Source organism: Hymenobacter sp. PAMC 26628 (assembly GCF_001562275.1).
GTDB lineage: Bacteria > Bacteroidota > Bacteroidia > Cytophagales > Hymenobacteraceae > Hymenobacter.
This window is the reverse complement of sequence record NZ_CP014304.1, coordinates 2,800,048-2,818,118: the sequence shown is the minus strand read 5'-3', so window position 1 is coordinate 2,818,118 and position 18,071 is coordinate 2,800,048. Positions and strand designations below refer to the sequence as shown.

At 62.8% G+C, this 18,071-nt stretch carries 16 protein-coding genes and 1 pseudogene; 11 read left to right on the top strand and 6 right to left on the bottom strand.

Features of this window, described 5'->3' with window-relative positions:
- Nucleotides 1-84 precede the first annotated feature (84 nt).
- The 3 genes from AXW84_RS12410 to AXW84_RS12400 are packed head-to-tail and all read left to right on the top strand — an operon-like array spanning nucleotide 85 to nucleotide 2,739.
- Nucleotides 85-972: a hydroxypyruvate isomerase family protein gene (locus tag AXW84_RS12410; RefSeq protein ID WP_068233520.1), complete on the top strand. Its 888-nt coding sequence runs from the start codon at nucleotides 85-87 to the stop codon at nucleotides 970-972.
- Between the two features lie 41 nt (nucleotides 973-1,013).
- Nucleotides 1,014-1,889, top strand: a complete 876-nt coding sequence (locus tag AXW84_RS12405) for a sugar phosphate isomerase/epimerase family protein (protein WP_068233517.1) — start codon at nucleotides 1,014-1,016, stop codon at nucleotides 1,887-1,889.
- Between the two features lie 52 nt (nucleotides 1,890-1,941).
- A complete protein-coding gene (locus tag AXW84_RS12400) occupies nucleotides 1,942-2,739 on the top strand; it encodes a 3-keto-disaccharide hydrolase (protein WP_068233511.1) in 798 nt (265 codons plus the stop codon).
- A gap of 106 nt (nucleotides 2,740-2,845) precedes the next feature.
- On the opposite strand, the gene AXW84_RS12395 is transcribed toward AXW84_RS12400, so the two are convergent.
- Nucleotides 2,846-3,730, bottom strand: coding sequence for a sugar phosphate isomerase/epimerase family protein (locus AXW84_RS12395; protein ID WP_068233507.1), 885 nt, complete (start codon nucleotides 3,728-3,730; stop codon nucleotides 2,846-2,848).
- A gap of 243 nt (nucleotides 3,731-3,973) precedes the next feature.
- On the opposite strand from AXW84_RS12395, the gene AXW84_RS12390 reads away from it, so the two are divergent.
- The gene (locus tag AXW84_RS12390) at nucleotides 3,974-4,840 is read left to right on the top strand and encodes a 3-keto-disaccharide hydrolase (protein ID WP_068233498.1); all 867 of its coding nucleotides are present in this window, start codon (nucleotides 3,974-3,976) and stop codon (nucleotides 4,838-4,840) included.
- A gap of 22 nt (nucleotides 4,841-4,862) precedes the next feature.
- Here the strand turns inward: AXW84_RS12390 and AXW84_RS12385 are convergent, their stop codons facing one another.
- Both AXW84_RS12385 and AXW84_RS12380 read right to left on the bottom strand, forming a co-directional pair.
- Nucleotides 4,863-5,342: a VOC family protein gene (locus AXW84_RS12385; protein WP_082773863.1), complete on the bottom strand. Its 480-nt coding sequence runs from the start codon at nucleotides 5,340-5,342 to the stop codon at nucleotides 4,863-4,865.
- Nucleotides 5,343-5,378: 36 nt separating this feature from the next.
- Nucleotides 5,379-6,893, bottom strand: a complete 1,515-nt coding sequence (locus tag AXW84_RS12380) for a TolB family protein (protein WP_068233495.1) — start codon at nucleotides 6,891-6,893, stop codon at nucleotides 5,379-5,381.
- Nucleotides 6,894-7,234: 341 nt separating this feature from the next.
- Between AXW84_RS12380 and AXW84_RS12375 the strand changes: the two genes are divergently transcribed.
- The 3 genes from AXW84_RS12375 (at nucleotide 7,235) to AXW84_RS12365 (ending at nucleotide 11,002) form a co-directional block, all read left to right on the top strand.
- Nucleotides 7,235-7,801: a gluconate 2-dehydrogenase subunit 3 family protein gene (locus AXW84_RS12375; protein WP_068233483.1), complete on the top strand. Its 567-nt coding sequence runs from the start codon at nucleotides 7,235-7,237 to the stop codon at nucleotides 7,799-7,801.
- Entirely contained in the window at nucleotides 7,788-9,506 is a 1,719-nt protein-coding gene (locus AXW84_RS12370) for a GMC oxidoreductase (protein WP_068233473.1), read from the top strand. The genes AXW84_RS12375 and AXW84_RS12370 overlap by 14 nt, the downstream gene beginning before the upstream one ends.
- A gap of 89 nt (nucleotides 9,507-9,595) precedes the next feature.
- Nucleotides 9,596-11,002, top strand: a complete 1,407-nt coding sequence (locus tag AXW84_RS12365; protein WP_071891271.1) for a DUF418 domain-containing protein — start codon at nucleotides 9,596-9,598, stop codon at nucleotides 11,000-11,002.
- Here the strand turns inward: AXW84_RS12365 and AXW84_RS12360 are convergent.
- A complete protein-coding gene (locus AXW84_RS12360; protein WP_236943115.1) occupies nucleotides 10,995-11,534 on the bottom strand; it encodes a GNAT family N-acetyltransferase in 540 nt (179 codons plus the stop codon). The genes AXW84_RS12365 and AXW84_RS12360 overlap by 8 nt on opposite strands.
- Nucleotides 11,535-11,622: 88 nt before the next feature.
- On the opposite strand from AXW84_RS12360, the gene AXW84_RS12355 reads away from it, so the two are divergent.
- Nucleotides 11,623-12,267, top strand: coding sequence for a class I SAM-dependent methyltransferase (locus AXW84_RS12355; RefSeq protein ID WP_068233470.1), 645 nt, complete (start codon nucleotides 11,623-11,625; stop codon nucleotides 12,265-12,267).
- A gap of 146 nt (nucleotides 12,268-12,413) precedes the next feature.
- Nucleotides 12,414-13,519: pseudogene (locus AXW84_RS12350) on the top strand (glycoside hydrolase family 43 protein).
- A 150-nt stretch (nucleotides 13,520-13,669) separates the two neighbouring features.
- Here the strand turns inward: AXW84_RS12350 and pncA are convergent.
- Nucleotides 13,670-14,287, bottom strand: coding sequence for a bifunctional nicotinamidase/pyrazinamidase (pncA, locus tag AXW84_RS12345; RefSeq protein ID WP_068233467.1), 618 nt, complete (start codon nucleotides 14,285-14,287; stop codon nucleotides 13,670-13,672).
- Between the two features lie 119 nt (nucleotides 14,288-14,406).
- Between pncA and AXW84_RS12340 the strand changes: the two genes are divergently transcribed.
- On the top strand, nucleotides 14,407-15,144 hold the full coding sequence (locus AXW84_RS12340; protein WP_068233464.1) for an SDR family oxidoreductase: 738 nt from the start codon (nucleotides 14,407-14,409) through the stop codon (nucleotides 15,142-15,144).
- 81 nt (nucleotides 15,145-15,225) lie between these two features.
- Here AXW84_RS12340 and AXW84_RS12335 read toward each other — a convergent pair whose 3' ends face one another.
- Nucleotides 15,226-16,128, bottom strand: a complete 903-nt coding sequence (locus tag AXW84_RS12335) for a dienelactone hydrolase family protein (protein WP_071891268.1) — start codon at nucleotides 16,126-16,128, stop codon at nucleotides 15,226-15,228.
- Between the two features lie 445 nt (nucleotides 16,129-16,573).
- Between AXW84_RS12335 and AXW84_RS12330 the strand changes: the two genes are divergently transcribed.
- Nucleotides 16,574-18,007: an anthranilate synthase component I family protein gene (locus AXW84_RS12330; RefSeq protein ID WP_068233455.1), complete on the top strand. Its 1,434-nt coding sequence runs from the start codon at nucleotides 16,574-16,576 to the stop codon at nucleotides 18,005-18,007.
- Nucleotides 18,008-18,071: the final 64 nt, after the last annotated feature.

Sequence of the window (18,071 nt, the reverse complement as noted above, 5' to 3'; positions counted from 1 at the left end):
TTTGGTACAATTGCTGAATACTTGGCCGAAGGTCCGCGGCGTGTGGGGCTGGCCGAGCAATTAATTAATTGACCTGTATCCGCTATGGCTGCTCAACCAAACCGCCGCGCGGTAATCAAAAACATTGTTGCGGGCACGGCTTCCCTGGGTGCCGTGGGCGCGCTGGGGGCCTTTGCGCCGGCCGAAAACCTCGTGAACGACGCTGCTTTGAAAAACAACATCAACCACTCGGTTTGCCGCTGGTGCTACAACGATATATCGCTCGACCAACTATGTGCCGCCGCCAAAAGCATTGGCATCAAAGGTATTGATTTGGTGGGGCCCCAGGAATGGCCCACGCTAAAAAAATACGGCTTGGATTCGCCCATGTGCAACGGCGCGGAAATTAACCTGACCGATGGCTTCAACGACCCGAAGTTTCACGCGACGCTGCTGAAGAACTACTCGGCCATGATTCCCCTGGTGGCGAAAGCTGGGTACCGGAACCTGATTTGCTTCAGTGGCAGCCGGCGCGGCCTGGACGACGCGACCGGCATCACCAATTGCGTACAGGGCTTGCAACCGCTGATGGCCCTGGCCGAGAAGCACAACGTAGTGCTGGTGATGGAATTGCTGAACAGCAAAGTGAACCACCCCGATTACCAGTGCGACCATACAGCCTGGGGCGTGGCATTGGCCAAGAAGCTGGGCTCGGAGCACTTCAAGCTGCTTTACGACATCTACCACATGCAGATTGACGAGGGCGATGTCATCCGAACCCTCACCGATAACCACGCCTACATTGCGCACTACCACACTGGCGGTGTGCCTGGCCGCAACGAGATTGACGACACCCAAGAGCTATACTACCCGGCCATCATGCGCGCCATCAAGGCAACGGGTTTTAAAGGGTACGTGGCCCAGGAATTTATTCCGAAGCAACCCGATAAACTGGCGTCGCTTCGCAAGGCGGTGCAGCTGTGCGACATCTAGCGCAATTAATTAAATCCTTCCTTACTCCTCTCCAGGGCCCCATGACGCAACGCAGAGATTTTCTGAAACAGGCCGGCATCCTATCGGCCCTTTCCTTGGTGAACCCCGGGGCCCTGCTGGCGGCCCCGTCCACGCTGAAGGCAGGGTTGCAGCTGTACACGCTACGCGACTACATTGGCAAAGACGCGAAAGGCGTGCTGGCCAAGGTAGGCAAGGCGGGCTACAAGGAAGTGGAAACTTACGGCTACAGCCCGGAAACGCACTATTGGGGCTTAGCACCGAAAGAATTTAAGGCGGTACTGGCGGCCAATGGCCTCACCACGCCGAGCGGCCACTACGACATGGGCGCCTACCTGCGCGACGGCAACCAGGAGGTATTTAAAGCCTACATGGCGGCGGCCAATGCCTGTGGCCAGCAGTACATCGTGGTACCGTATTTGGACGCTGCGCTGCGCAAAACGACGGACGATTTTAAAATGATTTCCGAGAAATTGAATAAGGCTGGGGAGCTGTGCAAAGCGGCCGGCCTGCGCCTGGGCTACCACAACCACGACTTCGAATTTCAGCCCGTGAACGGAGTGGCGCTGTACGACGTGATGCTGAAGGAAACTGACGCGCGCCTGGTAGATTTTGAGATGGACATTTATTGGGTAGTACGCGCTGGCCGCGACCCCATTAAATTAATCGAAGCCAATCCCAAGCGCTTCCCGATGTGGCACATAAAGGACATGGAAAAGGCCCAGCCCGAACACAACACAGAAATTGGGTCGGGTACCATCGACTTCAAAAAGATTATTAAATACGCGAAAACGGCGGGCTTGCAACACCCTTTCATGGAGCAGGAATACTTCGCTATGGATGCTTACCAAAGCATTACCCAGAGCGCGGCGTACATGAAGAAAAACCTGCTTTCGTAGCTGGGTAACGCCTTGCCGGAGCCTTTTGTAATCAATTAAAATAAATAGCCGCATGAAAAACTACCTGGTCGCCACCGCATTATTGGTTGGCAGCGTGGGGGCCGCCGTGGCCCAAACGGCGCCGCCCGCTGGCAAACCCGAGGAGACGGAAGTGTACACCCCCGTGCCCCCCGTGGTGATGCCGGGCAAAACCAGCAGCGACGCACCTTCGGATGCGCTGGTGCTGTTTGACGGCAAAAACCTCGACCAATGGACTTCGACCGAAAACCCCGGCGCGGTGGCCCCCTGGGCGGTGAAGGGCGACGTGCTGACCGTGAGCAAAGGCACGGGCAACATCCAAACCAAGCGCAGCTTCGGTAATTACCAGCTGCACCTGGAGTGGCGTGTGCCGGCCAACATTACGGGAACGGGCCAAGCGCGCGGCAACAGCGGCCTGTTCCTGGCGTCGCTGGGCAAGGGCGACGAAGGCTACGAACTGCAGGTGCTGGACTCGTACAACAACAAAACCTACACCAACGGCATGGCCGGTAGCGTGTACAAGCAAATTGTGCCGCTGGCCAACCCGACCCGCAAGCCTGGCGAGTGGCAGACTTACGACATCATCTGGACGGCCCCCACGTTCGCGCCCGGCGGCACGGTAGCTACGCCGGCCCGCGTCACGGTGCTGTTCAACGGCGTGCTGGTGGAGAACAACGTGGCGCTGCTGGGCCCCACGCGCTACATCGGCAAGGCCAGCTACGGCGCGCCCCACGGCCCGGCGCCCATCAAACTCCAAGCGCACGGCGACAAGAGCGAGCCGCTTAGCTTTCGCAATATTTGGATTCGGGAATTGCCAGCCGTGGGCCAGTAATAAATAGGTTTCGCTCGAACTAATTAATAGTAGTAGGGGCCCCGGCGAAATTACCGCCGGGGCCCCTACTGCTATTAATTAGTTCGAAATACGGTTTTGCCTGTGGCTACACCAGGTTTTTCTTGATGTAAGAAATGCTTTTGGTCACGCTGTCAAAGGGCGAGCCGGGGGTGGTGTCTTGCTCTACGAAGAAGTATTGCAGGCCGGCTTCGTCGGCGTGGGCGAAGATCTTTTTGAAGTCAATACTGCCGTTGCCCACCTCGGTGAAGGCTTTTTGCGGCGTCCGGTCCATGTCCTTCACGTGCCAGAGTGGGAAGCGGCCGGGGTGCTGCTTGAATAGGGCGAGTGGATCATGGCCGGCCTTATTTACCCAATATAGGTCCAACTCCATCTTCACTAGCTTCTTATCGGTGCCGTTTAGCAGCAAATCGAAAGGAATCTTGCCATCTTGGGCCGCAAATTCAAAGTCGTGGTTGTGGTAGCAGAGCTGAATGCCGGCTTTTTTGCACCGCTCGCCGGCTTTGTTGAGTTGCTCGGCCACGTACTTGTAGTGGTCCAGGTTGCCCCGCTCGGCTTCGGAAAGGTAGGCGCACACCATGTACTTCACGCCGGCCGCCGCCGCGTCGTCCACTGCCCGGTCCCAGTCGTGCAGCATGGTGCCGGCCACCGGCGCGCCGTTCATTTGTTCTTCGCCCAACCGGTAGTGCGCGCTGGGCATGATGAGGCCGCTTTGCTTGAGCACGGCGGCAAAGGCCTGGGGCGTCATGCCGTAGAACATCTGGGTGCCGGTGTAGGTGGCGCCTTCCACTGAGTTGTAGCCGATTTTGGCCAACTGGGCCAGGGTGCCGGCGGGGTCCTTCGCCATGGCGTCGCGCACGGTGTAGAGCTGCAGGCCGATGTAGCGCTTGTTGTAGGCAAACACGGACGGCGACATTAATACCCCCGCAGAGAGCAGGGCGGCCGACGAGAGAAAGTTTCTGCGGGAAATCATGGGCGGGAAGGGGTTGGGTGGGGGAATACTTGCCGGCGGGTGAAAGCATAAAACGTGCGGCAAGATAGGGCTTCGTGCAAGTTCGGTACCTAAAAAGCCCAACAATTAGCAACAAGCGTTGGGAAATAAAATTAACGCCGGGGCCCCTGGGTTCGGTTGCCAGTTTCTGGCGCTGGATTGGTTAGATTCGATGAGCTTTTACGCCTTAATTAATTACTGCGGCACCCATGAAAAAAATGATTTTTGCGCCGCTCGGGGCTGCGTTGCTGTTGGGCGGGCCCCAAGGAGCCCCGGGGCTGGACGCCGCTGCTCAATAAGAAGCTGAGCCAGTGGCAAACCTGCCAGAGCTACCGGTACCAACTAGGCTATACGGGCAAGGTGCCTACCGATGCCCAGGGCCGCGTGGTGCCGCCCATCGGCTACGATAAAAACGAGGCCAACGTCTTCTCCGTCGTGATGCAGGGCGGTGAGCCCGTGCTGCGCATCAGCGGAGAAATCTACGGCTGCGTGTTCACCAAGCAGGATTTTGCGAATTACGACCTAAAATTGAAGGTGAAATGGGGCGCTAAAAAGTGGCCGCCCCGCCTCGACGAGCCCCTCGACAGCGGCGTGCTTTACACCAGCCAAGGAGAGTGCGGCGTGGACTACTGGCACAGCTGGATGCTGGGCCAGGAATTCCAGGTATCGGAGTGCCAAAAAGGCAACGCCATGGGCGACTATTGGTGCATTGCCAACTCGGCGGCCGACATCGCGGCGGCCCGCAACCGCACTCAAAACACGCTAAAGTTTAGCCCCGGCGCTGCCCCGGTGCCCATGGGCAACGGGGGGGCCTATTTCTGCCAGGCGGCCGCCAACTACGAATTGCCCAATGGCCAGTGGAACGAGCTGGAATTAATTAACGTGAACGGCCCAAGCGTGCACCTCGTGAACGGCCACGTGGTGCTGGCCGTGCGCAACTCGTCAGCCATCGTCAATGGCCAGCGCCAGCCGCTCACGCAAGGCAAAATTCAGCTGCAAAGCGAGGCCGCCGAGGTATTCTACAAGGCCATCCTGATCAAGCCCCTCGAAGCCATGCCCGCCCAGTACGCCCGCTACTTCGGCGGCCGCTGACGCGCGGGGCCCCGCGCCGGGGCTAGAATTTATCGTCGTTCACTTCCAGCCAGAAATTATCGGGGTCTTGCAAATATACTTGCTTGATGCCGTCGGGGCGGAGCGTGGTTATTTTCTCTTCGCCCTTCCAGGCGCCGTAGCGCACCTTGGTTTGGTCGAGGTGCGCCATGAAAGCGGGCAAGTCCTTTACCCGGTACGCCATGTGGGTATTGATGTCGTGGGCTTCGACCCGCGCCGCCCCCTGGATGATGTGCAGCTGGCTGTGGGGCCCCGTGCGGAACCACACGTGCTTGCCGTCCTTGAACGGCTCCGGGATTTCCTGCAGGTTCATCACATCACGGTAAAACGCCGTGCTTTTGCGCAGGTCGTACACGTACAGGGCCGTATGGTTCACGGCCACGGGCACTTCCTGGGCCCGGGCCGGGGCGGCGGCCAAGCCGAGCGCGCCACAGGCCAACTGGCCGCAAAATAATATCTTCCTGCTCGTGGTTAAAAAACGCATCGTCGTTGGGTTAGGCGGGTGGGTTTCGTTGTTAAGCTATTGGTTTTCAGGGCTACTTGTGTTGCTGATGAATGCTAGGCGTTTGCTGTCGGGCGACCACGACGGCGTGTTCATGGTGCCTTGGCCGCCATACAAGTAGGCAATTACTTTGGGCTCGCCGCCGGCCACGGGCACCATGCGCAGGTACACGTGCTTGTAGAACGGGTGGTCGCCGGGGCCCACTTCGTCCTTCAAAAACGATACAAAGGCCAGCCACTTGCCGTCCGGCGACATGTGCGGAAACCAGTCCTGGCACTCGCCGTTGGTGACAGCTTCCTGCTGGCTGCCGTCGGCCTTCATGCGCCAAATCTGCATGGTGCCGGTGCGGTTGGAATTGAAGTAAATATAGCGGCCGTCGGGCGTGTACTCGGGGCCATCGTCGAGGCCCGTGGCGGTAGTGAGGCGCACTTCCTTGCCGCCGCCCGCGGGAATGCGGTAAATGTCGAACTCGTTGTGGCGCTGCCCGGTGAAGAGCAGGTACCGGCCGTCGGGCGACCAGCCGTGCAGGTAGGAGGGGCCCCGGGGCGTCACTTGCCGGGGCGTGCCCCCGGTCGCGGCCACGGTGTAGGCAATCGAGCCGCCCAGCCGCTCCACCCCGCTACTCAGGCCCAGCATTTGGCCGTCGAAGGACAGCACGTGGTCGTTGTTGTTATTAATGACGGTGCCGGTGGGAATTGGCGCGGGTTGCCGCGCGGCGAGGTCGAAGTTGTACATGCGCCCTTCGCTGTTGTAAACCAGGCTTTTGCCGTCAGGCCGCCAGTTGGGGGCCTGGAGCGATTTGGGCGAAGTGTAAATAATCTCCCGGCCGCCAGTGGCCACGTCGAGCAGTTCGAGGCGGCTGCCCAGGTATTCCTGGTACTGCACCAGGCCGTCGTGGGCCGGCACCGCGATGCGCACGTCGCGGAAAACGCCCGTTTCGGTCACGTCCGCGTTGTGCGACCCCACAAATAGGCCCACGTACACGTCGTCGCCCAGGTCCACGTCGGTCACCTGTTGGGTTTCAAACGGCTGCCCAAACGCCGCGGCGCGCAGCGTGTAAGTGGTGCCCTTGCGTTCGAGCTGGATGATGTTGGCGTGGGTGACCTTGGCGCGGGTTTCTTCGGTGGGGGCCCCCGCCGTGCGGCGGTACTGCAGGGAGGTGAGCCCGTCGCCGTGCTCGACGGCGTTCACCTGGGGCGAGTTGCCGCCGAGGCTCTTGCGCACCATCCAGCCCACTTTGCGGTGCGGGTCCACGCCGTTCCAACCCACAAATTCGGCCCGGGCGTAGAGGATAAAATCGCCCTTAATTTTCTTGTAGGCGTAGTGCAATTCGTCGTGGTCCAACCAAATGTTGTAGCCCGCCCCGGAGATAATGTATTGCTGCGTGGCGGGCACGTAGGTGGCCACGCCGGGCCGCACGTTGGTGCCAATGTCCTGGCTACCTTCGAATATGCCCAGCGGCTGAGCCAGCGCCGCCACGCTCGGCAGCAGAAAACCTAAGGCGAGAATAGCCTTTCGCGCAAAATTTTTCATGGACAAAGGATGGAAAGGGTCGCGCCGAAAAAACGATTGCGTAATAATACATACTGCGCCCAGCCGTGGAGCCCTGGGCCCCGATAATGGCGGAAATGCGCCCCCGCAAAGCTGCTGCTTTATCGGCGGAATGCTAGAAAAAATGGCAGTGGCGCACTTCGTCTGTCTCTTGCTGGTTGAAGAAAAAAATATCCACTGGCCTTAGCCCCTGCGCCGCGCCGCCACAAGTGCCTGAAAACTCTCATTTGTTGATGCAAAACGAACGGGTGCCGCCGGTACGGACGAGTGAATGGCAGGAAATTTATAATTTGCGGGGCTTCCTACCGCCAAATGCCTCTGCCATGAACCGGCGCACCGCCCTCAAAAACTTTGCCCTCGTGGCCGGCGCTGCGGCGCTGCTGCCCGCCTGCTCGCACCCCCCGGCCGAGCTGCCGGCCTCTATCGCGCTGCGGCACCTGGCCGTGAACGCCCGCCAGGAAAAGACGCTGGCCGAGGTCTGCGAAACCATCCTGCCCAAAACCGACACGCCCGGCGCCAAAGACCTGGGCGTGCACCTGTACGTGCTGAAAATGCTGGACGACTGCGCCGGCCCGGACGAGCAACGGGTGTTTGAGGCCGGCCTGGGCCAGCTCGACGAGGCGGCCCAGCAGCGCCATGCGCAGCCGTTTCTGGGGTGTAGCCCCGCCCAGCGGCTGGCCCTGCTGCAAGGCATCGAGCAAGGGAAGGACTTTCCGGCCGACCTGGTGAGCTTTTATAAAACGGCCAAGCGGCTGACGGTTTCGGGCTACACCGGCAGTAAGTATTTCCTGACCCAACAGATTGTGTACGAGCTCGTGCCGAGCCGCTACAACGGTTATTTCCCCATCAAAGACGTCAACCTGTCCAAATCCCGCCATGGCCAATCTTAACATCGACAGCGTGAAGGCGCAGACCTACGACGCCATCGTCATCGGCTCGGGCATGGCGGGCGGTTGGGCAGCCAAGGAGCTGACCGGCAAAGGATTGAAGACGCTGGTGGTGGAGCGCGGCCGCGACGTGCAGCACCTGAAAGATTATCCCACCACCAATCTGATGCCTTGGGAATTTCCGCACGGCGGGGCCGTGCCTTTCGACGTGAAGGAGGCCAACCCGGTCGTCAGCCGCTGCTACGCCTTCCGCGAGGACGCCATGCACTTCTTCGTGAAGGACGCCGAGCACCCCTACGTGCAGGAAAAGCCGTTCGATTGGATTCGGGGCTACCAAGTGGGTGGCAAGTCGCTGATGTGGGCCCGGCAAACCCAGCGCTGGAGCGACTTTGACTTTGAGGGCCCCGCGCGCGACGGCTTCGCCGTGGATTGGCCCATTCGCTATAAGGATGTGGCCCCGTGGTACAGCTACGTGGAGAAGTTTGCCGGCATCAGCGGGCACGCCGACGGCCTGGCCGAGCTGCCCGACGGCGAGTTTTTGCCCGCCTACCCGCTAAACGCGGTGGAGGACTACTTCCGCCAGCAAGTGAAGCAGAAGTACCCTAGCCGCCACGTCATTAGCGCCCGTTGCGCGCACCTCTCCAAGCCCAACCCGGTGCACTTTGAGCAGGGCCGCGTGCAGTGCCAGAACCGGGTGCTGTGCCAGCGCGGCTGCCCGTTCGGCGGCTACTTCAGCAGCAACTCCACCACGCTGCCCTGGGCCCAGAAATCGGGCCTGCTCACGCTCAAGCCCAACCAGGTGGTGCAGAGCATTTTGTACGACGAGCAGAAGCAGCGCGCCACCGGCATCCGCGTGGTGGACACGCACACCAAGGCCACGACCGAGTATTACGCCCGCATCGTGTTCGTGAACGCCGGGGCCCTGAATACCAACTTGTTGCTGCTGAACTCGACTTCGCACCGCTTCCCGCAGGGGCTGGGCAACGACAACGGGCTGCTGGGCAAGTACGTCGCCTTCCACAACTACAGCGCCCACATCTCCGCCCAGTACGACGGCGCCCAGGACCTGACCACCGACGGCCGCAACCCGGCGGGCGGCGGCTACATCCCGCGCTTCCGCAACGTATTCAAGCAGGAAACCAACTTCCTGCGCGGCTACGCCGCCGGCCTGGGGGCCCACCGCGGCCTCGACCACACGGAGCACGCCATCGGCAACGGATTCAAGGACAGCATCCTGCACCCGAAGTTTGGGCCCTGGACCGTGGGCTCGCACATGATGGGCGAAACCATCCCGAAGGAAACCAACCACGTGCGCTTCGACCCCACCCGCAAGGACGAATGGGGCATGCCGCTGCTGAACATTTCGGTGGCCTACGACGACAACGACGCCAAAATGAAGCAGGACTATTTCGAGCAGCTGAGCGAAATGTTCACCCAGGCGGGCTTCACCAACATCAAAACCGAGGATTCGGGCCAGGCCCCGGGCCTCGACATCCACGAGATGGGCGGCGTGCGCATGGGCCGCGACCCCAAAACGTCGCTCCTCAACGAGTGGAACCAGCTGCACGCCTGCCCCAACGTGTTCGTGACCGACGGCGCCTGCATGACGTCGACCTCCACCCAAAACCCCTCGCTGACCTACATGGCCCTCACCGCCCGCGCCGTGGACTATGCGGTGAAGGCCGCGGCCCGCGGCGGCGTGGTGTAGGGCCCCGGCTGACTAGCCGCTTGAAGTGAGGGACGGAATAATAAATTTTATATATTTATTATTCCGTCCCTCACTTTCCGTTTGATAGCATGGCTCCCAACGCTTACCCCGCCCCGCCACCGCCCGCCACCGCCTTCCGGGGCCCCGTGGCCCAGGCCGACCGCCTCCAGAACCTCGACATGCTGCGCGGTGTGGCCCTGCTGGGGATTTTGATGATGAACATCCCGTATTTCGCGCTGCCCGAGCAGTTCGCCGAAGGCTTCCGGCGGGATGTGCACAGCGCCAATTTTTGGACGTACGCCGTCATCGAGGTGCTGTTTGAAGGCAAGATGCGGGCGCTGTTTTCGATGATTTTTGGGGCCGGCATCGTACTGTTTGCCCTGCGAAAGGAGCGGGCCGGCCTGCCCGTGGCGGGGCTGTTTTACCGGCGCATGGGCTGGCTGGTGCTGTTCGGGCTCCTCCACGCGCACCTGCTGCTGTGGGAGGGCGACATTCTGTACTTCTACGGCATTGGCGGCATGCTGGCCTTTTTGTTCCGCAAGCTCCCGGCGAAGTACCTGGCGCTGGGTGTGCCGCTGGTGGCGGTGCTGGGCTTTGCGGCCAGCACGTTGTTTTTCCAGCATGTGCGCGCCGTGCGGTTTGGCTACGTGGCCGCACAGGCGGCCCAGCGTCGGCACCAGCCCCTCACGGCCGCCCAAAAAGAACAAGTGGCCGAGTGGCAGACGATGGAAAAAGACCACCTGCCCAACCCCCGGCTGGTGGCCGAGCACAAGCGCCAGATGAAGTCGGGATATGCAAGCGTGGCCGGGCGCATCCGCCGCCCCACCTGGGACTCGCAAACGAAGTACTTGTTTTTCACCATCCCCGACGTGCTCACGCTGATGCTGCTCGGCATTGCCTTGTTCAAATGGGGCTTCTTTACGGGGCAATGGTCGCGGGCGCAGTACTGGCGCACGGCCGTCTGGGGCTACGCCGTGGGCCTGCCGCTGGTGCTGCTCAGCTTCTACCTGCAATACCAGCGCGGCACGGGGGCGGCGGCCCAAATTGCCTACATCGAAACGCACGCCGTCGCTTGGGCAGGCCTCATTTATCCGGTGCAGCGCGTTGCGCTGGTGCTGGCGCACAGCAGCGTGCTGCTACTGCTGCACCAAGCCGGGGCGTGGCTGGGCCTAACGCGCCGGCTGGCCGCCGTGGGCCAGATGGCCTTCACCAACTACATCATGCAAACGGTGTTTTGCACGCTGATTTTCTTCGGCTACGGCCTCAATTATTACGCCGACTTGCAGTACTACCAGCTCTATTTCGTGGTGGCCGGCATTTGGCTGGTGCAACTCATTATCAGTCCCATCTGGCTGAAATACTTCCTCTTCGGTCCGCTTGAGTGGCTCTGGCGCAGCCTCACGTACTGGCAAGTGCAGCCCATGCGGCGCGCCCCGGGCGCGGCTAGCGCGCCCGTGCCAGCGGCTGGGGCCCTTGCGGTCGAGCCGGCTATGTAGCCTTCTCCGGTACTACCGCTTTCTCCAGCACCACCAGCGCCAGCGGCTGGCGGGGGCGGCCGAAGCGCGTGGTGGCGGGGAAGGGCTCCGTGGCGCCGGTGCGCACGTAGCCGCGGCGCTCGTACCAGGCCAGTAGCTCGGCGCGGGCTGATACGACGGTGATTTTCAGGTGGGTGCAGCCTTGCTGGCGCGCCTGAGCTTCGGCGGCTTCGAGCGGGCGGCGGCCCAGGCCGTGCGCCTGCGCCGCGGGGGCCACGGCTAGCGTGCCGAGGTAGAGGCAAGGGCCCTGCGCCTGCAAGTACACGCCGCCCATGAGCTGCCCGCTGGGCCCCACGGCTAGCAAAAAACCGCCGCCCGGGGCCCCCAGTAGCTCGTGCAGCGCGGCCTCGTCAATGCGCGGGCCGTCGAGCAGGTGCGCTTCGGTGGTCCAGGCCTGGCGGGAGGCCTCGCCCCGGTAGGCGTTGTTGACTAAGGCGGCCAGCGCGGGCACGTCGGCGGCGGCGGCGGGGCGAAGGGTGGGAGTGGGCAGCACGGCGCAAAAGTAGCCGGCCGGCGCAACCCCCGGGGCCCCGGGGGCCGTTTAGCCCACAGCCACCGCCCCGACCTACGAGCCCCGACCTATGAGCCCCGACGAATCCCATGCCCTTCCGCCCGAAGCCTTCCGCCGCCAGGACGAAACCCCCGACGCGCAGTTTTACCAGGCCCCGCGCTTCGTCACGCACATCGACGACGGGGCCATTGCGGCCGTCACGCAGCTCTACCGCGAGTACTTTCCGGCCGGTGGGGCCCTGCTCGATTTGATGAGCAGCTGGGTGAGCCACCTGCCCGCCGACGTGCCCTACCGCCGCGTGGCGGGCCTGGGCATGAACGCCGCCGAGCTGCGCGCCAACCCCCGTCTGGCCGAGCGCGTGGTGCAGGACCTCAACCAGGTGCCCACGCTCGAATTCGCGGATAACGAGTTCGATGGCGCCGCCATTTGCGTGTCCATCGACTACCTCACCCAGCCCGTGGCGGTGCTGCGCGAGCTGGCCCGCGTGCTGCGGCCCGGGGCCCCGCTGGTCATCACCTTCTCCAACCGCTGCTTTCCGAGCAAGGCCATTGCCGCCTGGCACGCCCTCGACGACCGTGGCCACCTGGCGCTGGTGCGGCGCTTTTTGCTGGCCGCCGGCGGTTGGGATAATATCGAACTGCTCGACCGCAGCCCCCGCGTGGGCGACCCGCTGCTGGCGGTGGTGGCGCGAGCGGCGGGGGCCCCGGCGGCGTAGCGCGGCGGGCCTTTGGGGGCCCTACGCGCGGTGGGTACTGGTAAATAATTTGGAGAAATATCGTCGCAAACGATCCTCATCGAAACCGATAGGTAGGGCAAAAAACAGGCCTGTACCTTGCGCCAACAACGATTTCGTCCACCTTCATGCTTCGCAATTTATTCACGCTTCGCCGCCCGGCCTTACTGCTCGCGCTGCTGGCCGCTTGCCAAAGCCAACCCGCCCAGCAACAAGCCGCCGCTACCGATGCCGCCGCGCCCGCGGCGAAAGCTGACTCGGCCGGCAAAAAATACCTGGCCCAGCCGCTGGTGCGCGACATTTACACCGCCGATCCGTCGGCGCACGTCTTCAACAGCAAAATCTACATTTATCCTTCGCACGACATTGAGGCGGGCATCCCGGAGAACGACAACGGCGACCACTTCGCCATGCGCGACTACCACATCCTGTCGCTCGACAATGTGGGCGGCAAGGTGACCGACCACGGCGTGGCCCTCGATACCAAGGATATTTCGTGGACCGGCCGCCAGCTGTGGGCCCCGACGTGGCCTTCAAAAACGGCACTTATTACCTGTATTTCCCGCTGAAGGACAAGCAGAACGTGTTCCGCATCGGCGTGGCCACCAGCCCGTCGCCCACCAGACCGTTCAAGGCCGAGGCTACGCCCATCGCCGGCAGCTTCAGTATTGACCCCGCCGTGTTTGCCGACGCCGACGGCAAGACGTACATGTACTTCGGGGGCCTGTGGGGCGGGTAGCTCCAGCACTGGGCCACCGGCAAGTACAACGCCGCTGCGCCCGACAAAAAGCCCGACGGCAACGAGCCCGCCGTGGGGGCCCGGGTGGCCGCCCGCAGCCCCGATATGAAGCACTTTGCCGGCCCGGTACAGGAAATCACTATCCTCGACTCGCTCGGCAAGCCCCTGCTGGCCAGCGACGCCAAGCACCGCTTCTTCGAGGGCGGCTGGCTGCACAAGTACCAGGGCAAGTACTACTTCTCGTACTCGACCGGCGACACGCACCTGCTGGTGTACGCCGTGGGCACCTCGCCCTACGGTCCTTTTGCCTACAAAGGCGTGATTATGAAGCCCGTGGAGGGCTGGACGACGCACCACTCCATCGTGGCGCTCAAGGGCAAGTGGTACATCTTCTACCACGACACCCAGCTGAGCGGCAAAACCTGGCTGCGCAACGTGAAGGTGACCGAGCTGAAGCGCAATCCCGACGGCAGCATCGTCACCATCACCCCGTAGTAAGGTTATCAATAACTAACAGACGGTCATGCAGAGCGCAGCGAAGCATCTTTCCCGCGTAAGTAAATAATTGCTGGCGCGGGAAAGATGCTTCGCTGCGCTCTGCATGACCGTTTTTGGCGAGAACGCGCTGTCAACAACAGTTTGCGTTCAGGGCTCGCGCAAGCCGGCGTGGCTGGTTTGCACCAGGGCCCCTAATTCGAGTAAATCCTGCTTTGCGGCCTGCCAACCGTCGGCCGAAATAGCGCGGGTAGCGTCCTCCAGCACCACGGCTTCAAAGCCCTCGGCCAGCGCGTCTTTGGCGGTGAAGTACACGCAGTAATCGGCCGCCAAGCCGGCCACGTACACCCGCGTGACGCCGCGGCTGCGCAGGTAGGCCCCCAGGCCGGTGGTTTTGAGGTGGCCATTGTCGAAGAAGGCGCTGTACGAATCGATGTCCGGGTCGGTGCCTTTGCGGAAGATGGCCTCCACACGGTCCGTGTTCAGGGCGGCGTGCAAGTCGGCGCCGGGCGTGCCTTGTACGCAGTGGTCGGGCCACAACATTTGGGGGCGGCCCTGCCACTCGATTTCGGTGAAGGCCGCGTGGCCCGGGTGGGCCGTGGCGAAGCTGCGGTGCCCGGCCGGGTGCCAGTCCTGCGACGCCACCACCAACTCGAATTTGGGTTGCAAGGCGTTGAGCTGCGCGATGATGGCGTCGCCCTCGGGCACGGCCAGCGTGCCGCCGGGCACGAAATCGTTTTGCACGTCAATCAGCAGCAGGGCGTTCATGGGCGGGGGAGGGGCGAAAGGTTCGCGGCCCGAAAAGTAGGGCCCCGGCGCCAAAACCCGGCCGTGGGGCCCGTTGTTGGGGCCCCAACCGAGCGGAGCATCCGCTCCATCCTTTCCGTATGAACCTTTCCAACAACACCGTTCTGATTACTGGCGGCGCCTCCGGCATCGGTCTGGCCCTGGCCGTGCGCTTCTTGCACGCCGGTAGCACCGTCATCGTATGCGGCCGGCGGGCCGACAAATTAGCCGAAGCCCAGCGGCAATATCCCGGCCTGCACACCCGCGTGGCCGACGTGGCCGATGCCGCCGACCGCGCCGCCCTGGCCGCCTGGGCCACCGCCGAATTCCCGGCCCTCAACGTGCTGGTAAACAACGCCGGCATTCAGAACCGCCTGTCCCTCACCGATGAAACCGTGGCCTGGGAAACCCGGCGCCAGGAAATCGCCATCAACTTCGACGCGCCCATTCACCTGGCCACGCTGCTCGTGCCGCACCTGCGCCAGCAGCCCGGCGCGGCAGTTATCAACGTTACCTCGGGCCTGGCCTTCGCGCCGATGGCCATGATGCCGATTTACTGCGCTACCAAGGCGGCGCTGCACTCGCTCACCCTCACGCTGCGGCACGAGCTGGCGGCCGTGGGCGTGCAGGTGCTCGAAATCATCCCCCCGGCCGTGAACACCGACCTCGGGGGCCCCGGCCTGCACACCTTCGGCGAGCCCCTCGACGCCTTTGCCGATGCCGTGATGGCCCGCCTCGCCGCTGGCGAGCAGGAGGTGGGCCATGGCTCTTCGGAACAGTCGCGCCTGGCCTCGCGGTCCGAGTTGGACGCCGCCTTTCAGCGCATGAATAACCGGTAAACCCCGGGGCCCTAAAAAGCAGAAAAGGCCGCCTGGAATACTCCAGGCGGCCTTTTCTGCGTTGGGGCGCAAGAAAACTGCTTACGCTTTCCTAGCCACTTTGGCGTTGGCGAACTTCGTTTTCAGATACGCCAGGGCGAGCTTATGGGCATCGGCGGCGTCGTCCTGCTTGTACTTGGGGTTCGAGGGGTTAGCGAAGGCGTGGTCAGCGTCGTAGCTCTTGATGGTCACCTTCTTGCCGGCGGCGGCCATGTCCTTCTGGAACTGGGCCACCACCTCGGGGTTGATCCACTTGTCTTGGGTGGCGAAGATGCCCAACACGTCGGTGTTCAGCGACTTGAGGCGGGCGACGTTCTTCTCGGGCATGCCGTAGTACATCACGCAGCCCACCGTTTGGTTGCCGCCCAGCAGGGCTTCCTGCAAGCTCCAGCCGCCGCCGAAGCACCAGCCGATGGAGGCAAACGCGGCCTTGGGGCCCGCGTAGGCCTCGGCGCCCTTGAGGATGGCGGTGGCGCGCTCGGTTTTCACGGCGGCCATGTACTGGCCGGCTTCGGCCTGGGTGGTGGCTACTTTGCCGTCGTACAAATCCACGGCGATAACGTTGACGCCGGGCAGCTCCTGGGCGTACTGGGCGGCTTCCTTCTTGATGTAATCGTTTAGGCCCCAGTACTCGTGAATGACAAACAGGTATTTGTTGCTGGGCGTGGCGCTCTTGATTTCGAAGCCGTGGCCATCGGTGCCGTCCGAGGTTTTAAACGCAATGGTTTCGCCCGCGCCTTGGTAGGTGTAGGGCAAGGGCGTGTCGTGGCTGTTCACGAATTCTTCGCTGGAAGCCAGCATGGCGAAGGTTTCGGTCGCGGCCACGGGCTTGACGCAGCAGCTGGCCATGGGAGCCATCGGGGCGAGCTTTTGAGCTTTTTGGGCTGAGGCCGGGGTGGCCAGTAGGGCCAGGGCGGCCCCGGCGGCGAGGAAAAACTGTTTCATTGGTGTTGAATTGGATTTAGAATTATTTGGAGTGGCTCGTTAAGCGGAGTAGAACCCCAATTGTTTGGCTGTAATGCGGACTTTAGCTACGCTGACCTTCGGTTGTAGTCCGCGGCTTTCGCTTCGTCCTGCCAATTACCGTTAGGTACCGTGCAGCGACGCGGACTCGCAGAGTACGCGTTATGGCCCCTGGGTTTGGTAATTTAAAAACCGCGCTTACCTTTGCCCCGTCGCCGGCAACTGCTGGGGGCCCTAATTTGACCATGACCGCACAATTTTCCGCTCAAGCTTGGTGGTGGCCGCTCCGTACTTCCGGACCGGACAGCCAGTGCGCGCGGTAAAATCAGTGCTTGATTTTACTATATCTCACGAAGAGCCCGGCCGCCCAGCCGGGCTTTTTGCATATCCGGCCGGGGCCCCCGCTCACCCGCCTTTGCTTCCCCTCATGCCCGCCCAATCCCACCAGCTCCGCACCCGCCACCGCCGCCTGCTCGCCGATACCGTGACGCCGGTGGGCCTGTACCTGCGCCTGCGCGACCACTATTCCAACTGCCTGCTGCTGGAAAGCGCTGACTACCACGGCCAGCAAAACGCCTTCAGCTACCTCGTGTGCGAGCCGCTGGCCACCTTCGAGCTGCGCCGCGGCGGCGTGCTGCACCAAACGGGGCCCCACGGCCACGCCGCCACTGAGCAGGTGGCCGAGCCCCGCGAAGCCCTGGCCCGGCTGCACGCCTTCGCCGCCGGCTTCGTGCCCGACGCCGGGGCCCCCGCGTTCCCGTTCATCAGCACCGGCCTGTTCGGCTACCTGGGCTACGAGGCCGTGCAGGCCTTCGAGGACGTGACGCTGAACCCCGCCAAGGTGCCGGCCGGCGACATCCCGCCGATGCGCTACGGCGTGTACCGTTACGTCATCGCCTTCAACCACTTCCGCCAGGAGCTGCACATTTTCGAGCACACCGCTGACGGCGCCGAAGCGGCCCCCGACGGGCTCGACCGCCTCGAAAACCTGGTGCGCAACCCCGGCGTGCCGGCCTTCGATTTTGCCCTGCGCGGCGAGGAAAGCACTAACCAAACCGACGCCGAATTCCTGACCCGGCTGGCCCAGGGCCAGGGCCATTGCCACCGCGGCGACGTATTCCAGATTGTGCTGTCGCGCCGTTTCCAGCAGGGGTTTACCGGCGACGAGTTCAACGTGTACCGGGCGCTGCGCTCCATCAACCCCTCGCCGTACCTGTTCTATTTCGACTACGGCGACTACAAAATCTTCGGCTCGTCGCCCGAGGCGCAGCTGCGCGTGCAGGGCCCCGAGGCCAGCCTGTACCCCATTGCCGGCACCTACCGCCGCACGGGAGACGACGCCGCCGACACCGCCGCCGCCCAGCGCCTAGCCGCCGACCCCAAGGAAAACGCCGAGCACGTGATGCTCGTGGACCTGGCCCGCAACGACCTGGCCCGCCACGGCACCGACGTGCAGGTGCGCACGCTGCGCGAAATCCAGTTCTACTCGCACGTCATCCACCTCGTCAGCCACGTCACGGCCCAGCTGCTGCCCGGCACCGACACGCTGCAAGTGGTGGCCGACACCTTCCCGGCCGGCACGCTCTCCGGGGCCCCCAAGCACCGCGCCGTGCAGCTCATCGACGGCCTGGAGCCCACCGCCCGCGGCTACTACGGCGGGGCTCTGGGCCACCTCGGCTTCGACGGCAGCTTCAACCACGCCATCATGATCCGCTCCTTCCTCAGCCACGCCAACCAGCTCTACTTCCAGGCCGGCGCCGGCGTGGTGGCCGCCTCAGATATTAATTCTGAATTACAGGAAGTGCACCACAAACTGGGGGCCCTGCGCCAGGCGCTGAAGGCGGCGGCCGACGTGCGGTAATTGATTGAACGTCATGCTGAGCGCAGTGAAGCATCTCTCCCGCAGTAGTAAACCTGATTAGTTC